14 protein-coding genes are annotated in these 15,937 nt (G+C 62.0%); 9 read left to right on the forward strand and 5 right to left on the reverse strand.

Annotated features, from left to right (window positions below):
* The first annotated feature begins 20 nt into the window (after positions 1–20).
* The 5 genes from murC to lpxC all read left to right on the forward strand — a co-directional run bounded on the left by murC (position 21) and on the right by lpxC (position 6,076).
* Entirely contained in the window at positions 21–1,430 is a 1,410-nt protein-coding gene (murC, locus tag ACWHY3_RS07095; protein WP_448128144.1) for a UDP-N-acetylmuramate--L-alanine ligase, read from the forward strand.
* A 91-nt stretch (positions 1,431–1,521) separates the two neighbouring features.
* A complete protein-coding gene (locus ACWHY3_RS07100) occupies positions 1,522–2,241 on the forward strand; it encodes a cell division protein FtsQ/DivIB (protein WP_448127904.1) in 720 nt (239 codons plus the stop codon).
* Between the two features lie 337 nt (positions 2,242–2,578).
* A complete protein-coding gene (gene ftsA, locus ACWHY3_RS07105; protein ID WP_303854233.1) occupies positions 2,579–3,850 on the forward strand; it encodes a cell division protein FtsA in 1,272 nt (423 codons plus the stop codon).
* Between the two features lie 30 nt (positions 3,851–3,880).
* Positions 3,881–5,050, forward strand: a complete 1,170-nt coding sequence (gene ftsZ, locus ACWHY3_RS07110) for a cell division protein FtsZ (protein ID WP_087717905.1) — start codon at positions 3,881–3,883, stop codon at positions 5,048–5,050.
* A gap of 114 nt (positions 5,051–5,164) precedes the next feature.
* Positions 5,165–6,076, forward strand: a complete 912-nt coding sequence (gene lpxC, locus ACWHY3_RS07115; protein WP_087718107.1) for a UDP-3-O-acyl-N-acetylglucosamine deacetylase — start codon at positions 5,165–5,167, stop codon at positions 6,074–6,076.
* Positions 6,077–6,238: 162 nt separating this feature from the next.
* On the opposite strand, the gene ACWHY3_RS07120 is transcribed toward lpxC, so the two are convergent.
* A complete protein-coding gene (locus ACWHY3_RS07120; protein WP_448127905.1) occupies positions 6,239–6,652 on the reverse strand; it encodes a DUF721 domain-containing protein in 414 nt (137 codons plus the stop codon).
* A 146-nt stretch (positions 6,653–6,798) separates the two neighbouring features.
* Between ACWHY3_RS07120 and ACWHY3_RS07125 the strand changes: the two genes are divergently transcribed.
* The 4 genes from ACWHY3_RS07125 to ACWHY3_RS07140 all read left to right on the forward strand — a co-directional run bounded on the left by ACWHY3_RS07125 (position 6,799) and on the right by ACWHY3_RS07140 (position 12,288).
* Entirely contained in the window at positions 6,799–7,143 is a 345-nt protein-coding gene (locus ACWHY3_RS07125) for a hypothetical protein (protein ID WP_448127906.1), read from the forward strand.
* Between the two features lie 99 nt (positions 7,144–7,242).
* On the forward strand, positions 7,243–9,984 hold the full coding sequence (gene secA / locus ACWHY3_RS07130; RefSeq protein WP_448127907.1) for a preprotein translocase subunit SecA: 2,742 nt from the start codon (positions 7,243–7,245) through the stop codon (positions 9,982–9,984).
* Positions 9,985–10,032: 48 nt separating this feature from the next.
* Positions 10,033–11,241 (forward strand): bifunctional glutamate N-acetyltransferase/amino-acid acetyltransferase ArgJ, encoded by a 1,209-nt coding sequence (gene argJ, locus ACWHY3_RS07135; RefSeq protein ID WP_448127908.1) that lies wholly within the window; start codon positions 10,033–10,035, stop codon positions 11,239–11,241.
* A gap of 96 nt (positions 11,242–11,337) precedes the next feature.
* On the forward strand, positions 11,338–12,288 hold the full coding sequence (locus ACWHY3_RS07140; protein WP_448127909.1) for a Nudix family hydrolase: 951 nt from the start codon (positions 11,338–11,340) through the stop codon (positions 12,286–12,288).
* Positions 12,289–12,475: 187 nt separating this feature from the next.
* On the opposite strand, the gene yacG is transcribed toward ACWHY3_RS07140, so the two are convergent.
* From yacG to ACWHY3_RS07160, 4 genes are all read right to left on the reverse strand, one after another.
* The gene (gene yacG / locus ACWHY3_RS07145; protein WP_448127910.1) at positions 12,476–12,757 is read right to left on the reverse strand and encodes a DNA gyrase inhibitor YacG; all 282 of its coding nucleotides are present in this window, start codon (positions 12,755–12,757) and stop codon (positions 12,476–12,478) included.
* Between the two features lie 44 nt (positions 12,758–12,801).
* A complete protein-coding gene (gene coaE / locus ACWHY3_RS07150) occupies positions 12,802–13,455 on the reverse strand; it encodes a dephospho-CoA kinase (protein ID WP_448127911.1) in 654 nt (217 codons plus the stop codon).
* Positions 13,452–14,312, reverse strand: a complete 861-nt coding sequence (locus tag ACWHY3_RS07155) for a prepilin peptidase (RefSeq protein WP_448127912.1) — start codon at positions 14,310–14,312, stop codon at positions 13,452–13,454. The genes coaE and ACWHY3_RS07155 overlap by 4 nt, the downstream gene beginning before the upstream one ends.
* Positions 14,313–14,549: 237 nt before the next feature.
* Positions 14,550–15,803: a type II secretion system F family protein gene (locus ACWHY3_RS07160; protein ID WP_448127913.1), complete on the reverse strand. Its 1,254-nt coding sequence runs from the start codon at positions 15,801–15,803 to the stop codon at positions 14,550–14,552.
* Between the last annotated feature and the right edge of the window lie 134 nt (positions 15,804–15,937).

A 15,937-nucleotide genomic window follows, 5' to 3' on the forward strand; every position in this document is an offset into this window, starting at 1 on the left:
CCGCGCGCTCGCATCTCGGCATGCGACGCATTCGAGGCATTCATTTCGTCGGGATCGGCGGGGCGGGCATGTGCGGCATTGCCGAAGTCCTGGCCAACGAAGGCTACGAGGTCAGCGGCAGTGACCTGCGTGAGTCGACCGTCACTCATCATCTGCGCGAGTGCGGCATTCGGGTCGCCATCGGTCACGCGGCGGTCAATGCCGAAGGGGCCGATGTCATCGTGGTGTCGACGGCGGTGGATCTGACCAATCCGGAAATCCAGTGGGCGCGCGAGCGTCGCGTGCCGGTGGTGCGACGTGCCGAAATGCTGGCCGAGCTGATGCGCTTTCGTCACGGCATCGCGGTTGCCGGCACCCACGGCAAGACCACGACCACGAGCCTGCTGTCGACGCTGTTCGCCGAGGCGGGGCTCGATCCCACCTTTGTGATCGGCGGCAAGCTGACCAGTGCGGGTACCAATGCGCGGTTGGGGTCCGGCGACTTTCTGGTTGCCGAGGCCGATGAATCGGATGCGTCCTTTCTGCACCTGCAGCCGATGACGGCGATCGTCACCAATATCGACGCCGACCACATGGCGACCTACGATGGCGACTTCACGCGATTGAAGACGACCTTCATCGAATTCCTGCACAATCTGCCGTTCTACGGTCGCGCCGTGCTGTGCCTCGACGACGATCACGTGCGTGAATTGCTGCCCCAGGTTCAGCGCCAGTTCGTGACCTACGGCTTCAGTGAAGAGGCCGATTTTCGCGTGCGGGATTTCGAGCAGACGGCCGGTGCCATCCGGTTCGTCGCGGAAAGACCCGAGGGACTCGAGCCGCTGACCATCACGCTGGCCATGCCTGGCACTCACAATGCCTTGAACGCTCTCGCCGCGATTGCCGTCGCTACCGATGCCGGTGTCAGCGACGACGATATCGTCAAGGGGCTGGCATCGTTCGGGGGGGTTGGCCGACGGTTTCAGGTTCATGGAAACTACCCGCTTCCGCAGGGTGGCGAGGTGATGCTCGTCGACGACTACGGCCATCATCCGCGGGAGGTGGAGATGGTCATCCGTGCGGTGCGCGCCGGCTGGCCGCAACGACGCCTGGTGATGGTCTATCAGCCGCACCGCTATACCCGGACCCGGGATCTTTATGAAGATTTCGTCAGGGTGCTTTCCGGGGTCGATACGTTATTGCTGCTCGATGTATATAGCGCTGGTGAAGCACCGATCCCCGGTGCCGAAGGCAAGATGCTGGCAGGATCCATTCGCCAGCGCGGTCAGGTCGATCCGCTGTTCATCGAGGAAAAATCGGCGTTGCCGGATATTCTCGCGCGGGTGCTGCGCCCCGGGGACATCCTGATCACTCAGGGCGCCGGCGATATCGGCGGCATTGCGCAGGCGCTGGCACACAGTGCGTTGAGACTCGACGAGGTGGCCCTTTGAGTGTGGCGATCCTGTCCAAAGGCGCGCGTCTGGCTAAGAGGTTCGGAGCCGTCGGTCGGCTTCATGGCAGCTCGAGGGCAGGGCGGACGTCATGAATTCCAGTGCGCGGGGAACGCTGCTCGGCGTGCTCATGATCGTGGTGCTCATCGGCGCCGGCGGCAGAGCGCTGTGGCTGTGGCTGGACAAGCCCATCGCTCGCGTGTCGATCAGTGGCGACTTGAACTACGTGAGTGCGAATTACCTGCAGAAGGAATTGGCGCCCCTGGTTCGCGGTCACACCTGGCTTTCCCTGTCGTTGTCCGACCTGCGTAACGAGGCGCGCGAGATCGGGTGGCTGCGAGAGGTCACCGTTTCTCGGGAATGGCCCAATACCCTACGATTCGTGCTTTACGAACAGGAGCCGGTCGCGCGCTGGAACGATGAATTTCTACTCAATACTCGGGGACAGCCTTTTTCGCCTGGACCGGTGACCGATTTCGGTCGTCGCCTGCCTGACCTTGGCGGCCCTGCCGGGTCGGGACGAGAAGTGCTCGGTTACTATGATTCACTGCGTCGCGCGCTGTCAGGGCTGGGGCTTTCCATCACGCAATTGAGATTGGAGCCTCGCGGTGCCTGGCGCTTTCAGGTCAATGACGGAGTCTGGGTCATTCTCGGGCGTGCAGACCTGGATGCGCGATTGGCTCGCTTTATTGCCGCGTGGAAGCGACAGTTGGGTGAAGAGGCGTCGCAGATTCGCTACATCGATCTTCGTTATCCCAATGGCGTTTCGGTGGCAAGGCATGGTGAAACGGCCGCGGTCTCCAGTGATTAGTCTGAAACTCATTGGCAGTTAAACAAGCCTGAGTCCCGCGGTTGGCGGCATCTCGGCGCGGCTCATCCGGCAAGAAGTCCGACCGACGACGGATGGCATTTGCTCGCTGACCGCCGTTCTTGGCCTCGACTATCGGCGCATTCTGTTATGCCAGCGTTACTTAAATAGCGGTAAGGCTTCCTTCCTATTTCCTTTTTAAAGAAAAAGGGCTTACTGTGGCTTTTGTTTTCACGATGGGCTGGTGAAAAAGGTCGTCTTGTTCCTATAATAAGCCCGAATCTTTATTGACCCATTTTTATCCGATTTATCGGTGAAGTTTGAGGAGCGACCCCGACCTATGGCAGGACAATCCAACGCTTCCAATATGGTGGTCGGGCTGGATATCGGAACATCCAAGGTGGTTGCCATCGTGGGGCAGCCCACTGATGATGGCGGGTTGGAAATCGCCGGGATCGGCTCGCATCCTTCTCGTGGCATGAAGAAGGGTGTCGTGATCAATATCGAATCAACCGTTCAGTCGATTCAGCGCGCCGTTGAAGAAGCCGAACTGATGGCAGGCTGCGATATCCACTCCGTGTATGTCGGTATCGCCGGTAGCCATATCAGCTCCATGAATTCTGACGGTGTCGTGGCGATCAAGGAGCGCGAAGTCGCGCCTGCAGACATCGACCGCGTCATCGACTCTGCCCGTGCCCGGGCCATTTCCGAAGGCCAGCGGGTGCTTCACGTCATTCCCCAGGAGTTCGCGATCGACACCCAGGAGGGCATCCGCGAGCCTCTGGGTATGTCCGGGGTGCGTCTCGAGGCTCGCGTGCATCTGGTGACGGCGGCGATGAATGCCGTTCAGAACATCGAGAAGTGCGTGCGACGCTGTGGTCTGGAAGTCGACGACATCATTCTCGAGCAGCTGGCCTCCAGTCACGCGGTGCTGACTGAAGACGAGCGTGAGCTCGGCGTCTGCATGGTCGATATCGGTGGCGGGACGACGGACATCGCCGTGTTCACCGAAGGCGCCATTCGTCATACCGCGGTGATCCCGATCGCCGGCGATCAGGTGACCAACGATATCGCCATGGCGCTGCGTACGCCGACTCAGTACGCCGAAGACATCAAGGTCAAATATGCCTGTGCGCTGACGCAGCTGGCGAGCAGCGACGAGATGATCAAGGTTCCCAGCGTCGGCGATCGGCCGGCGCGGGATCTCTCTCGTCAGGCGTTGGCGGAAGTCGTCGAGCCCCGTTACGAGGAGCTCTTCACGCTGGTACGCGAGGAATTGCGCCGCAGCGGTTACGAGGATCTGGTAGCAGCCGGGATCGTGCTGACAGGGGGCACTTCCCGGATGGAGGGGGTCGTGGAACTGGCCGAGGAGATATTCCACATGCCGGTTCGCATCGCTTGTCCGTACAATGTCCGCGGCTTGGCGGACGTGGTGCGCAACCCGATTTATTCGACCGGGGTAGGTTTGCTACTCTACGGTATGAAAGACGCCAAGCACTCTCGCGCAGTATCAGCCCAGCCTCAACGGGAAGACTCACTTCCCCGGCGCGCAACCAGGGATGAGGTTTCGGCGCTGGAGCGACTCAAAGGCTGGTTTAAAGGAAATTTCTGACAGGCCGCAAGCGGTCTTGGAGACGGGGCAATGTTCGAACTAGTAGATAATGCACCTTCTAGTAGTGCAATCATCAAAGTCATCGGTGTCGGCGGCGGCGGCGGCAACGCCGTCAACCACATGGTCGAGAGTAACATCGAAGGCGTCGAGTTCATCTGCGCCAACACCGATGCCCAGGCGCTCAAGCGCGTGGCGGCCAAGACCGTTCTCCAGCTGGGTGGCGAGATCACCAAAGGGCTGGGAGCGGGGGCGAACCCGGACGTGGGGCGTCAGGCCGCGATGGAAGATCGCGATCGCATCGCAGACATGCTGCAAGGCGCGGACATGGTCTTCATCACCGCCGGCATGGGCGGTGGCACCGGTACGGGGGGAGCACCTGTCGTCGCGCAGGTCGCCAAGGAACTCGGTATCCTGACCGTCGCGGTCGTGACGCGCCCGTTCCCGTTCGAGGGACCGAAGCGCATGCGCGCAGCGGAAGAGGGGATGAAGGAGCTTTCCGAATACGTCGACTCCCTGATCACCATTCCCAACGAAAAGCTGCTGTCGGTACTGGGCAAGAACGCCAGTCTGCTGACGGCGTTCAGTGCCGCGAACGACGTGCTGTTGGGCGCCGTTCAGGGGATCGCCGAACTGATCACCAGTCCGGGCATCATCAACGTCGACTTTGCCGACGTGCGCACGGTGATGTCGGAGATGGGCATGGCGATGATGGGTACCGGCGCCGCGACTGGCGAGAACCGCGCTCGCGAAGCTGCCGAGAAGGCCATTCGCAGCCCGCTGCTCGAGGATATCGATCTGCATGGCGCCCGGGGCATCCTGGTCAACATCACTGCAGGTCCGGATCTCTCCATCGGCGAGTTCAATGATGTCGGTGCGACGGTTCAGGAGTTCGCTTCCCAGGATGCGACCATCGTGGTGGGTACCGCCATCGACATGGAAATGTCCGACGAACTGCGCGTGACCGTGGTTGCTGCGGGGCTGGATGCGCAGAAAGAGAAGGCGATCCCGCGTGAAACCGTGGCTGCCCGTCCGGAAACGACCGATTATCGCAAACTGCAGCAGCCGGCGGTCATGCGTCAGCAGGCGGCGCGCGCTGAGCAGGAAGCTGCAGCGAAGAAGTCGCAGCAGGAGAAGCGCAAGACCTCCGACATGGATGACTATCTGGACATCCCGGCGTTCCTGCGTCGTCAGGCTGACTGATAGCGCTTTAAACTGCCCATCATCATTCTGTAACGTCAATATGATTGGTGAAACGGTGGTTTGGTGTTATAGTGAACACCGTTTCCAAACTATTTGACTGTCAGGTCGATGCTCATGATCAAACAACGAACGTTGCAGAACACGATCCGCGCAACAGGCGTGGGACTCCACTCCGGAGAAAAAGTGTATCTGACGCTGCGGCCCGCGGCGCCCAATACGGGCATCGTGTTCGTGCGTACCGATCTCGACCCGGTAGTGCATATCCCGGCGCACGCAGAGAGCGTGACCGATACCAATCTATGCACCGCGCTATCCAAGGATGGCGTCAAGGTCGCCACGGTCGAGCATCTAATGTCGGCGTTCGCTGGCCTGGGGATCGACAACGCTTATGTCGAGTTGAGCGCGCCCGAAGTGCCGATCATGGACGGTAGCGCAGGCCCGTTCGTGTTCCTGATCCAATCGGCAGGTATCGCCGAGCAGGCCGCGCCGAAGCAGTTCATTCGTATCAAGCGCGAAGTCACCGTCAATGATAACGGCAAGCAGGCGACGTTTCTGCCGCATAACGGCTTCAAGGTCAGCTTCGCGATCGATTTCGACCACCCCGTCTTCGAGCAGCAGAAGCAGACGGCCAGCGTCGATTTTTCGACCACTTCCTTCGTCAAGGAAGTCTCTCGTGCTCGCACCTTCGGTTTCATGCGCGATCTGGAATTTCTGCGGTCGCAGAATCTGGCATTGGGCGGTAGCCTCGATAACGCCATCGTCGTCGACGATTATCGCATCGTGAACCAGGATGGCTTGCGCTACGACGATGAGTTCGTGAAGCACAAGATGCTGGACGCCATCGGCGATCTGTACCAGTTGGGTCACAGCTTGATCGGCGAGTTCAAAGGTTACAAGTCCGGTCACGGCCTCAATAACCAGCTTTGCCGCGAGCTGCTCGCTCATCCGGAGGCATACGAAATCGTGACCTTCGAAGAAGCGACTCAGCCTGCACCGATCTCCTATGCGGCGCCTGCAATGGCCTGAGATGGACCAGCATCGATTGATGTCGTGATGATCTGATGATCGTGAGAGATTAGATGGAGAAAACGCCGATCTTGTGATCGGCGTTTTCGTGTCTGAACGATGCCAATGGCCGCGCTACCGCGGTCGGAGCGCGCGTCGTCGAGACGGGATTGGCCGTTATCGTCAGGCGGGGCCGTCGCTGGAGGGGGCGTCGCAGGGCTCTGCGGTAGCATCGGCGTGTGATGCCAGCCGATTCAGTGAACGCTTGAGCGGCGAATCCTCCAGGCCTTCCGCGCAATGGGTGAGTGCCTCGGCGCCGGCCGGCGACAGGCGCCGCGTCTGTCGCGGAATCGCCTTTACCGGCCGGATCGGGCGTACCTTCAACGAGAATTTCATGACTGCCTCGAATCCCGGCAGTTGATGCAGCAGCTTGAGCAGGCGCGGCTGCTCGTAGCGCAGCCAGGTCAGCCAGGCGGCGCGATCGGTGATCAGCGTCAACACGCCGTTGCGGTAGCCACCGACATAAAGATGTTCGGCCACGTCCGGCGGTAGCTGGCGTCTCAGGTGATTCTGGGCACGTTCGATCAGCGTTGCCATGCGCATGACGTCACCCAGCCCTCCTGGTTGTTCCAGGAGTCGGGAAACGGGCTGGGCTCGCAAACGCTTAGCCTTTATACTCATCGGCTTGCACGCAGTGGGGATAGACCCGCTAAACCTAACACGACGCGGAGTTCGTCGACAGCATGACTTCGGCCAAAGCGCAGTCCGGTCCGCGCGGTGCCGTATGGCGCCCCCGGCAGCGAGCCCATTGGTGGCTGGCCAGTGTGCTGGTCGGTTGCCTGCTGCCTGCGGGCCTGATGCATGCCGAAGCCATGCGGCTGGCCGAGCGGCTCACCCAGGTCTACCTGATGGCCCCGGAGGCCATTCGTGCCGAGTCCCGACGCGTCGCTCGAGTCGCTGCCAAGCGTCCCGTATACCCGCAAAGGGCAGCTGCCTTTATCCAGTCGCCGGGTTACTCCCCACCTCTCATCGCCGCCAGTGCCGCGCTGGATGTCATCTCCCGTCGTGGTCCTCCCGTTTCTGCCTGATCATCGTCTAACGCTCAGTTTATCGGTGGCCGATGCCGGCTTTTCGTCGCATCGTCGCCTTGGTACTACGCAGGAACAGAGTCAGGCAGGAAATAGATCATGTTGAACGGATTGCTACACAAATTGGTCGGCTCCAAGAACGATCGTGACGTCAAGCGCATGCGCAAGCAGGTGGCGGCGATCAACGACCTGGAAGCCAGCTTCGAGACGCTGGATGATGCATCGCTCCAGGCCAAGACAGTCGAGTTTCGCCAGCGCCTTGCCGACGGCGAGAAGCTCGATGCGCTACTGCCGGAGGCTTTCGCCACGGTTCGCGAGGCGAGCAAGCGCGTCCTGGGCATGCGTCACTTCGACGTCCAGATGGTCGGCGGCATGGCGCTGCACGAAGGCCGGATCGCAGAGATGAAGACCGGCGAGGGCAAGACCCTGGTCGGCACCCTCGCGGTGTACTTCAATGCGCTATCCGGCAAGGGGGTTCATGTCGTTACGGTCAATGACTACCTGGCCAGCCGCGACGCCAACTGGATGCGCCCGCTCTACGAATTCCTCGGTCTGAGTGTCGGTGTCATCGCTTCCGGGCAGCCCAACGAAGCGAAGCGCCAGGCCTACGCCTGCGATATCACCTACGGCACCAACAACGAGTACGGCTTCGATTACCTGCGCGACAACATGGCGTTCTCGCTGCAGGACAAGGTGCAGCGGCCGCTGCACTACGCGATCATCGATGAGGTCGATTCGATCCTGATCGATGAAGCGCGTACGCCACTGATCATTTCGGGTCCCGTCGAAGAGAACGTCGAACTCTACCGCACGATTCACGCGCTCTCGAAGCAGCTCAAGCAGTGCACCGACGAGGAGGATCCCGCTACCGGCGACTTCCTGATCGACGAGAAGCAGAAGCAGGTCGAACTGACGGAAGAAGGGCACCAGCAGGTCGAGCAGTTGATGCGCGAAGCGGGACTGCTGAAGGCGGAAGACTCGCTCTACGCGGTGCAGAATCTGGGCCTGTTGCAACATATCCATTCCGCACTGCGTGCCCGCTGCCTCTATCACCGTGACGTCGATTACATCGTCTCCGACGGCAATGTCGTCATCGTCGACGAACACACCGGCCGTACCATGCCGGGGCGGCGCTGGTCGGAGGGTCTTCATCAGGCAGTCGAGGCCAAGGAGGGCGTGCCGATCCAGCGCGAGAGCCAGACGCTGGCTTCCACCACCTTTCAGAACTATTTCCGTCTTTACGAGAAACTGGCGGGGATGACCGGTACTGCCGATACCGAGGCCTTCGAGTTCAACCACATCTACGGACTCGACGTGCTGGTCATTCCGACCAATCGGCCATTGGCGCGGCAGGACCTGAACGACCTGGTCTACCTCAGCGCCGAGGAAAAATTCAACGCGATCATCGAGGACGTCAACACCCAGCGCGAGGCCAACCGCCCGGTGCTGGTCGGTACCGCATCGATCGAGACTTCGGAATATCTCTCCAGGCTGATGCAGGCGAAGAACATTCCGCATAACGTGCTCAACGCCAAGCAGCACGACAGCGAGGCCGAGATCATCGCTCAGGCTGGCCGCCCCGGTGCCGTGACGCTCGCGACCAATATGGCTGGCCGTGGTACCGACATCGTGCTCGGCGGCAACTGGGAGGCCGAGGCCGCCAAGCTCGAGAGTGCGAGCGAGGAGCAGATCGCGGCCATCAAAGCCGAATGGCAACAGCGCCATGACGCAGTGCTCGAGTCCGGCGGTCTGCACGTGATCGGCTCCGAGCGTCATGAGTCTCGCCGTATCGACAACCAGTTGCGTGGCCGCGCGGGGCGCCAGGGCGATCCCGGCTCGACGCGCTTCTTCCTGTCGCTGGAAGACAGCCTGATGCGGCTGTTCGGATCGGATCGCGTCCAGCGTCTGATGGGCGCGCTGGGGCTCGAAGAGGGTGAAGCGATCGAGCACAAGATGGTCTCGAATGCCGTCGAGCGGGCGCAGAAGAAGGTCGAAGGGCGCAACTTCGACATTCGCAAGCAGCTGCTGGAGTACGACGACGTCTCCAACGACCAGCGTCGGGTCATCTACGAGCAGCGTGACGACATTCTCGCGGCCGACGAGATCTCCGATAATATCGCCAGCATTCGCGACGAGGTACTCGAGCAGACGATTTCCGACTACGTGCCGCCGCAGAGCCTGCCGGAACAGTGGGAACTGGCCGGACTTCAGGACCAGCTCAAGCAGGAGTTCAATCTCGATCTGCCGCTGGTGCAATGGGCGGAAGAAGACGACAACTTCAACGAGGAAGTGCTGCGTCAGCGTCTGCTGGATCAGCATCGTGGACAGTATCTGGCCAAGGTCGAAGCGATCGGCGCCGACATGATGCGTCGCTTCGAGAAGCAGGTGATGCTCCAGGTATTGGATACCCGCTGGAAGGAACATCTGCAGTCGATGGACCATTTGCGTCGCGGTATCCACCTGCGGGGCTATGCGCAGAAGAACCCGAAGCAGGAGTACAAGCGCGAAGCCTTCGAATTGTTCCAGTCGCTGCTCTACAACATCAAGCACGACGTCACGCGTATCCTCAGCCACGTTCAGGTCCGTCGCCAGGAAGAGGTCGAGGATCTCGAACGTCAGCGTCGCGAGGCGCTGGAGCGCGAGAAGGCTGCCAGTCAGTCGGTACATGAAGATGCCGTGGCCGCCGCCCAGCAGACCGCTGAAGGGGAAGAATCCGCCTCCGAGTCCGGTGATGACAACGCGCAACCGGTTCGACGTGAGGGCCCCAAGGTCGGGCGCAACGACCCGTGTCCCTGTGGTTCCGGCAAGAAATACAAGCAGTGCCACGGCACGCTGAGTTGAGTTGGCTTCGGACTCGGGCCGGGCTCGAGTCTGCCAAGGAGAATCGAGATGGCGGTAGGTAAGTCAGTATTTCCGGAGATGCCGGCCATTGGTGGCGTGCGTCTGGGCACGGCGATGGCAGGGATCAAGAAACCCGATCGGCGTGATCTGGTGGTGATCGAAGTGCCGGAAGGCGCCACGGTCGCGGCAACGTTCACCCGCAATGCCTTTTGCGCCGCCCCGGTGCATGTCGCCCGGGATCACCTGCAGCACACGGCGCCACGGTATCTGTTGGTCAATACCGGTAATGCCAATGCCGGTACCGGTGCCCGCGGGCGCCAGGATGCCGAAAGCTGCTGCAACTCGCTGGCGGACCTCGCTGGCGTCGATGCACATCAGGTGCTGCCGTTCTCGACCGGCGTGATCGGCGAACCGCTGCCGGTAGAGCGCATTGCCGCCGGCCTGCCGGCAGCGCTGGAGTCGTTGAGCGAAGCGGGCTGGGAGATGGCCGCCGAGGGTATCCTGACCACCGACACCCGTATCAAGGGTGCCTCGATGCAGGTCGAACTGAGCGACGGTACCGTTACCATCAACGGCATCAGCAAGGGCTCGGGCATGATCCAGCCCAACATGGCGACCATGCTCGGCTTCGTCGCCTGCGATGCGGCAATCGACGCAGCCCGGCTTCAGCAATGGCTACGCGACGCTGTGCGGGTGTCGTTCAATGCCATTACCGTGGATTCCGACACCTCCACCAATGACGCCTGCACCCTGATCGCCACCGGACGCGGGCCGAAGGTCGAGTCGCCCGAGGACGAGCAGCGGTTTCGCGAGGCGCTGACGACGGTGCTGACCGACCTGGCCCAGGCGATCATTCGCGATGGCGAAGGAGCGACCAAGTTCGTCACGCTGCAGGTCGAGCAGGCGACCAGTGTCGACGAAGCGCGGGCGGTGGCGTTCACGGTGGCCCATTCGCCGCTGGTCAAGACGGCGCTCTACGCCAGCGATGCCAACTGGGGGCGCATTCTGGCCGCCGTGGGCCGCGCACCGGTCGACGAGCTCGATGTCGAGCGCATCGTCATCGATCTCGGCGACGTGCGTCTGGTCGAGCACGGCGGGCGCGCAGACGGCTACACGGAAGAGGCTGGCGCCCGGGTGATGGCTCAGGAAGAGATCGTCATCCGCATTCAGCTCGGTCGTGGCGACGCCAGCGCCACGGTCTGGACATCGGATCTGTCCCACGATTACGTATCGATCAACGCGGATTATCGTAGTTAACGAAATTCAGACGTTGAACGCTATCCAGACGTCGCGCGCTATCTCGACCTCGCGCGTCAAGGTTAAACACTGCAGTGGTACGAGAGACTTAGCAAGATGATCAAAAGACGGGTCCACGTAGCGGCAGCCGCCGTCATTCGCGGCGACGGCCGAGTGCTGATCGCCAGACGCCCGGCGACTGTCGACCAGGGCGGTCTGTGGGAATTCCCGGGGGGCAAGCTGGCACCCTACGAAACCGGGCTCGAGGCGCTCAAGCGGGAGCTGAACGAGGAGCTCGGTATCCAGATCGTGCGCGCTCAGCCGCTGATCCGCGTTCATCACGAATATGCCGACAAGCACATTCTGCTGGACGTCTGGCAGGTGCGGGAATACGACGGCGATCCGTACGGCCGGGAAGGTCAGCCGGTACGTTGGGTCGAGGTCGACGATCTGCCCAATTACCCGTTCCCGGCAGCCAATATGCCGATTCTCCGTGCGGTAGCGCTGCCTCAGGAGTATCTGATCACCGCCGAAGCGGACGACGATGTTTTCCTGGCGCGGCTCGAGCGGGCGTTGAAGGAGGACGGCGTCCGCCTGGTACAGTTGCGTGCCAAGGAGCTGGATGACGCCGCCTACCAGGCGCGGGCGGAGAAGACTCTGGCGCTGTGCCGACGCTATAGCGCCCGGCTGCTGCTCAATGCGGACCCCGAGTGGCTGCAGCGCGTCGATGCCGACGGCATCCATCTGACCAGCGCGCGGCTCATGGCGCTCAAGCACCGGCCCATTCCCGCCGACAAGTGGCTGGGAGCGTCGACTCACGGTGATGAGCAGCTCGCTCAGGCCGGCCAGATCGACTGTGATTTCGTCACGCTGTCTCCGCTGGCGCCGACTCCGTCGCATCCGGATGCGGTGACCATCGGCTGGCACGATTTTCAGCAGATGGTGGAAACGGCTGCGATGCCGGTCTTCGCGCTGGGTGGCATGACCCGGCATCACGCCAATCAGGCGCGTGGTGTCGGTGCCCAGGGAATCGCGTCGATTCGGGATTTCTGGCGCGACGACGCCTGAGCCACCGGGCTTCGCCCGGAGCTGTAAGCCATAAGCTTTAAGCTGTAAGAAAAATCAAAAGGCAAAAATCATTTGATTTGGCAGTAAAAGCGGTTGTTTCTTGGCTTACGGCTTACGGCTTACGGCTTACGGCTTACGGCTTACGGCTTACGGCTTACGGCTTACGGCTTACGGCTCGTGGCTCCCGCTATTCCTGACCGCGCTCGAGCCGGTCGATCAGTTCGTCGAGTTCGGTTTCGTCCATGTGGGGTTCGCCGGCAATACGGTGGGAGCCGTCGGCCCAGGCGCCCAGGTCCAGCAGTTTGCAGCGCTTCGAGCAGAAGGGGCGGTAGGGGTTCTCGGATGTCCAGGCGACGGATTTTCTGCACTGGGGGCAGGGCACGGTCAAGCCGGGTTTGTTCGCATCCTGGCTGGCACCGCTGTCGGCACCGGCGTCCGGATGACGGTCTGGGTCGTTACGTCGAGTCATGGCGAGGGGTATCGTGTCGGTGATCGTTGCATCAGGCGCGAGGGTCAGAAGACCCGTTGGCGATACCGGGCGTCCAGCCAGGCAACCTGGTCGAGTAGGTGTTGTCGGTCGCGACTATTGTCGATGACGTCGTCGGCGGCTGCAAGGCGACGTTCCCGCGGGAGCTGGGCCGCCAGTATCGACTCCACCTGACGCCGGTCGACCCCGTCCCGCGCCAGGGTGCGCTGAATCTGGATCTCCGGCGGCACATCGACCACCAGAACGCGATCGACCAGCTCGAGCTGCCCCGACTCGATCAACAGCGGTGACACCAGCAGACAGTAGGGGGCGTCGGCGTTGCGCAGTCGCTCCAGATGCATCAGCAGCCGTTGGCGAATACGCGGGTGCGTCTCTCGTTCCAGCCACCGACGTTCGGTTTCATCGTCGAAGATCCGCGCCCGGAGTGCGCGCCGGTCGAGTGCCCCGTCGTCGTCGAGTATCGCCGGGCCGTAGCGCTCGACAATGGCCGCCAGCGCCGGCTCGCCGGGCATCACGACTTCCCGCGCCACGTGATCGGCATCGACCCAGCCGATGCCCAGAGCGCCGAAGGCATCCGCGACTGCGCTCTTGCCCGAGCCGATCCCGCCGGTGACGCCCACGATCAGGGTGTCGCGCTCGCTTTCGTTTCTGTCCTCGGTGCGTGTGCCGCGCTCGCTCATCCCCAGCCTCCCAGTAACAGCGCCTGATAGCCGGCCAACAGCGGGGCGCCGATCAAAAGGGCGATCCATCCGGCCAGGGCGATATAGGGGCCGAAGGGCATTGCCTGGTTGCGATCCTGCTGGCGCAGGGCGATCAATATCAGGCCGACCACGGCACCCACGCCCGCCGAGAGCAGCAGCAGCAGCGGCAGGCTCTGCCAGCCGAGCCAGGCGCCAAGTGCTGCCATCAGCTTGAAGTCTCCGTAGCCCATGCCTTCCTTGCCGGTCGTCAGCTTGAAGACCCAGTAGACCGACCACAGCGACAGATATCCGGCGACGGCGCCCAGTACGGCGCTTTCCAGCATCAATGGCGCGAACAGCCACTGATAGAGCAGGCCGGCCCAGAGTAGCGGCAGGGTCAGCGCATCCGGCAGCAGCTGGGTACGCCAGTCGATCACCGCCAGCGCCAGCAGGCAGAGGCAGGCGCCGACCAGCCACAGGCTTTGCCAGCTCACGCCATGCAGCACCATGATCGCCACCGTCAGCAATGCCGAAACCAGCTCGATCAGCGGATACTGGACACTGATCGCCGTACCGCATGCGGCACAGCGGCCGCGACGCTTGAGCCAGCCGACCAGCGGCAGATTGTCATGCCAGGCGATGAAGTGCCCGCAGCCGGGGCAGTGCGAACGTGGCGTCGCCAGATTGTAGGCAGGGCTGGCTTCCACCGGCTGCTCCAGCGCTTCCAGCGCCTCGGCTCGCCAGCGCTGCATCAGCATCACCGGCAGCCGCACGATGACCACATTGAGAAAACTGCCCAGTGCCGCGCCGAACAGGAACGCCAGCGGCCAGACAAGCAAAGGGGGAAGATCGGACAACGGAAGCTCCACGAACATCGGATAGAAAGATAGCGCCAAGGGTAACGCACCCAAACACTCGGGGCCGCCCTTGGGCGTCACATTTCGTTCGGTAAGTTAGGCAAACGTTCAGGAACGTGCCGAGCACTTTTGCCGCTAGGCGCCCGCCACCGAGAACTCGGAGCGGACGTGGTTGTCCGTGAGGATTTCGAGGTGGCGGGCAACAACGCGGCAGACGCGCGCAGCCATGAATAACATCTATATGGCGGAACCCATCTGGAAAATAGGCAAATACATCGACACCACCAATCCACCGACCATAGTGCCGAGCACCACCAGAATGAACGGCTCCAGCAGCGAGGTCAGCGTGTCGACCTGATTATCGACTTCTTCCTCATAGAATTCCGCCACCTTGTCCAGCATCGTGTCCAGTTCGCCGGCTTCCTCGCCGATGCTGACCATCTGCACGGCCATCACCGGGAAGACCTTGGTGCGGCGCATGGCGAAGTTGAGCTGCTGCCCCGTGGCGACGTCTTCGCGAATCTCGGCAATGGCGCGCTGATGAACCTGGTTGCCGGTGGCACCGGCGGCGGTATCGAGCGCTTCGACCAGCGGAATGCCGGCATTGAACGTGGTCGCGAGGGTGCGCGAGAAGCGGGCGATCGAGCCCTTGTCGATGATATTGCCGATCACCGGCAGCTTTAGCGCCAGCTGATGGGCGCGATAGGCAAATGCCGGCGAGCGCTTCATGGCCTGGCGCACGCCGAGGATCGTCACCACGAACGCCAGCATGGCCTGCCACCAGTAGGCTTGGGTCAACTGGGACATATGCACGGTGAACTGGGTGAAGACCGGCAGCTCCGCGCCGAACCCCTGAAACAGACTCTCGAACTGGGGCACGACCTTGACCAGCAGCAGGGCGGTGACGCCGATCCCGACCAGAACCACCGCCGTGGGATAGTAGAGCGCTTTCTTGACGCGCCCCTTCAGGGTGTCGACCTTCTCGCGGTAGCTGGCGATTCGCTCGAGCATCTTGTCCAGCGCACCGGCCTGCTCGCCGGCGGCGACCATGTTGACGAACATGCGGTCGAACCGCGCAGGGTGCCTGGCCAACGCTTCCGAGAAGCTGGAGCCGGCGCTGATGTCATTGGCCAATGTTTCGACCAGGTTGCGCATGGCAGGGTTCTTGAGCGTCTCGGCGACGACCTTGCAGGCTTGAAGTAGCGGAACGCCGGCCCGGAGCATGGTGGCCAGCTGACGCGAGAACAGGGTGATGTCCCGCGACTTGACCCGGCCCAGGCCGAAGATGCCGGTCTTGCGCGTGATGCGTTTGACGATGATCTTCTGGCGCGTCAGCTCCTTGCGCACCTCGTCGATCTCGCTGGCGACGAGCTCCCCGGAGACGACTTCCCCGCGCAGGTTCTTGCCGCGCCACTGCCAGCGGTGCATGACCACCCGCCGAGGCGGCTTGGATCGCTTCAGTGACTTGGCTGACTTCAGGCTGGTCGCCATGATCGCTTTCCTGACAATGACTCGACGAGGCGTCGAGCGTGAATGAGATCGAAGATTGGCCCGAACCGCGAACCGCGAACCGCGAACCGCGAACCGCGAATTGTGCCAGAGTCCGGGCGAAAACGGATGGGCCG

The sequence above is a fragment of the Salinicola sp. NYA28a genome, from assembly GCF_976982775.1.

Coding starts and splice junctions, on each gene's coding strand:
- argJ (WP_448127908.1), top strand. CDS start 10,033: ATGGCGGTAGGTAAGTCAGTATTTCCGGAGATGCCGGCCATTGGTGGC.
- coaE (WP_448127911.1), bottom strand. CDS start 13,455: ATGAGCGAGCGCGGCACACGCACCGAGGACAGAAACGAAAGCGAGCGC.
- yacG (WP_448127910.1), bottom strand. CDS start 12,757: ATGACTCGACGTAACGACCCAGACCGTCATCCGGACGCCGGTGCCGAC.
- ACWHY3_RS07140 (WP_448127909.1), top strand. CDS start 11,338: ATGATCAAAAGACGGGTCCACGTAGCGGCAGCCGCCGTCATTCGCGGC.
- ACWHY3_RS07125 (WP_448127906.1), top strand. CDS start 6,799: ATGACTTCGGCCAAAGCGCAGTCCGGTCCGCGCGGTGCCGTATGGCGC.
- ACWHY3_RS07160 (WP_448127913.1), bottom strand. CDS start 15,803: ATGGCGACCAGCCTGAAGTCAGCCAAGTCACTGAAGCGATCCAAGCCG.
- secA (WP_448127907.1), top strand. CDS start 7,243: ATGTTGAACGGATTGCTACACAAATTGGTCGGCTCCAAGAACGATCGT.
- lpxC (WP_087718107.1), top strand. CDS start 5,165: ATGATCAAACAACGAACGTTGCAGAACACGATCCGCGCAACAGGCGTG.
- murC (WP_448128144.1), top strand. CDS start 21: ATGCGACGCATTCGAGGCATTCATTTCGTCGGGATCGGCGGGGCGGGC.
- ACWHY3_RS07120 (WP_448127905.1), bottom strand. CDS start 6,652: ATGGCAACGCTGATCGAACGTGCCCAGAATCACCTGAGACGCCAGCTA.
- ftsA (WP_303854233.1), top strand. CDS start 2,579: ATGGCAGGACAATCCAACGCTTCCAATATGGTGGTCGGGCTGGATATC.
- ACWHY3_RS07100 (WP_448127904.1), top strand. CDS start 1,522: ATGAATTCCAGTGCGCGGGGAACGCTGCTCGGCGTGCTCATGATCGTG.
- ftsZ (WP_087717905.1), top strand. CDS start 3,881: ATGTTCGAACTAGTAGATAATGCACCTTCTAGTAGTGCAATCATCAAA.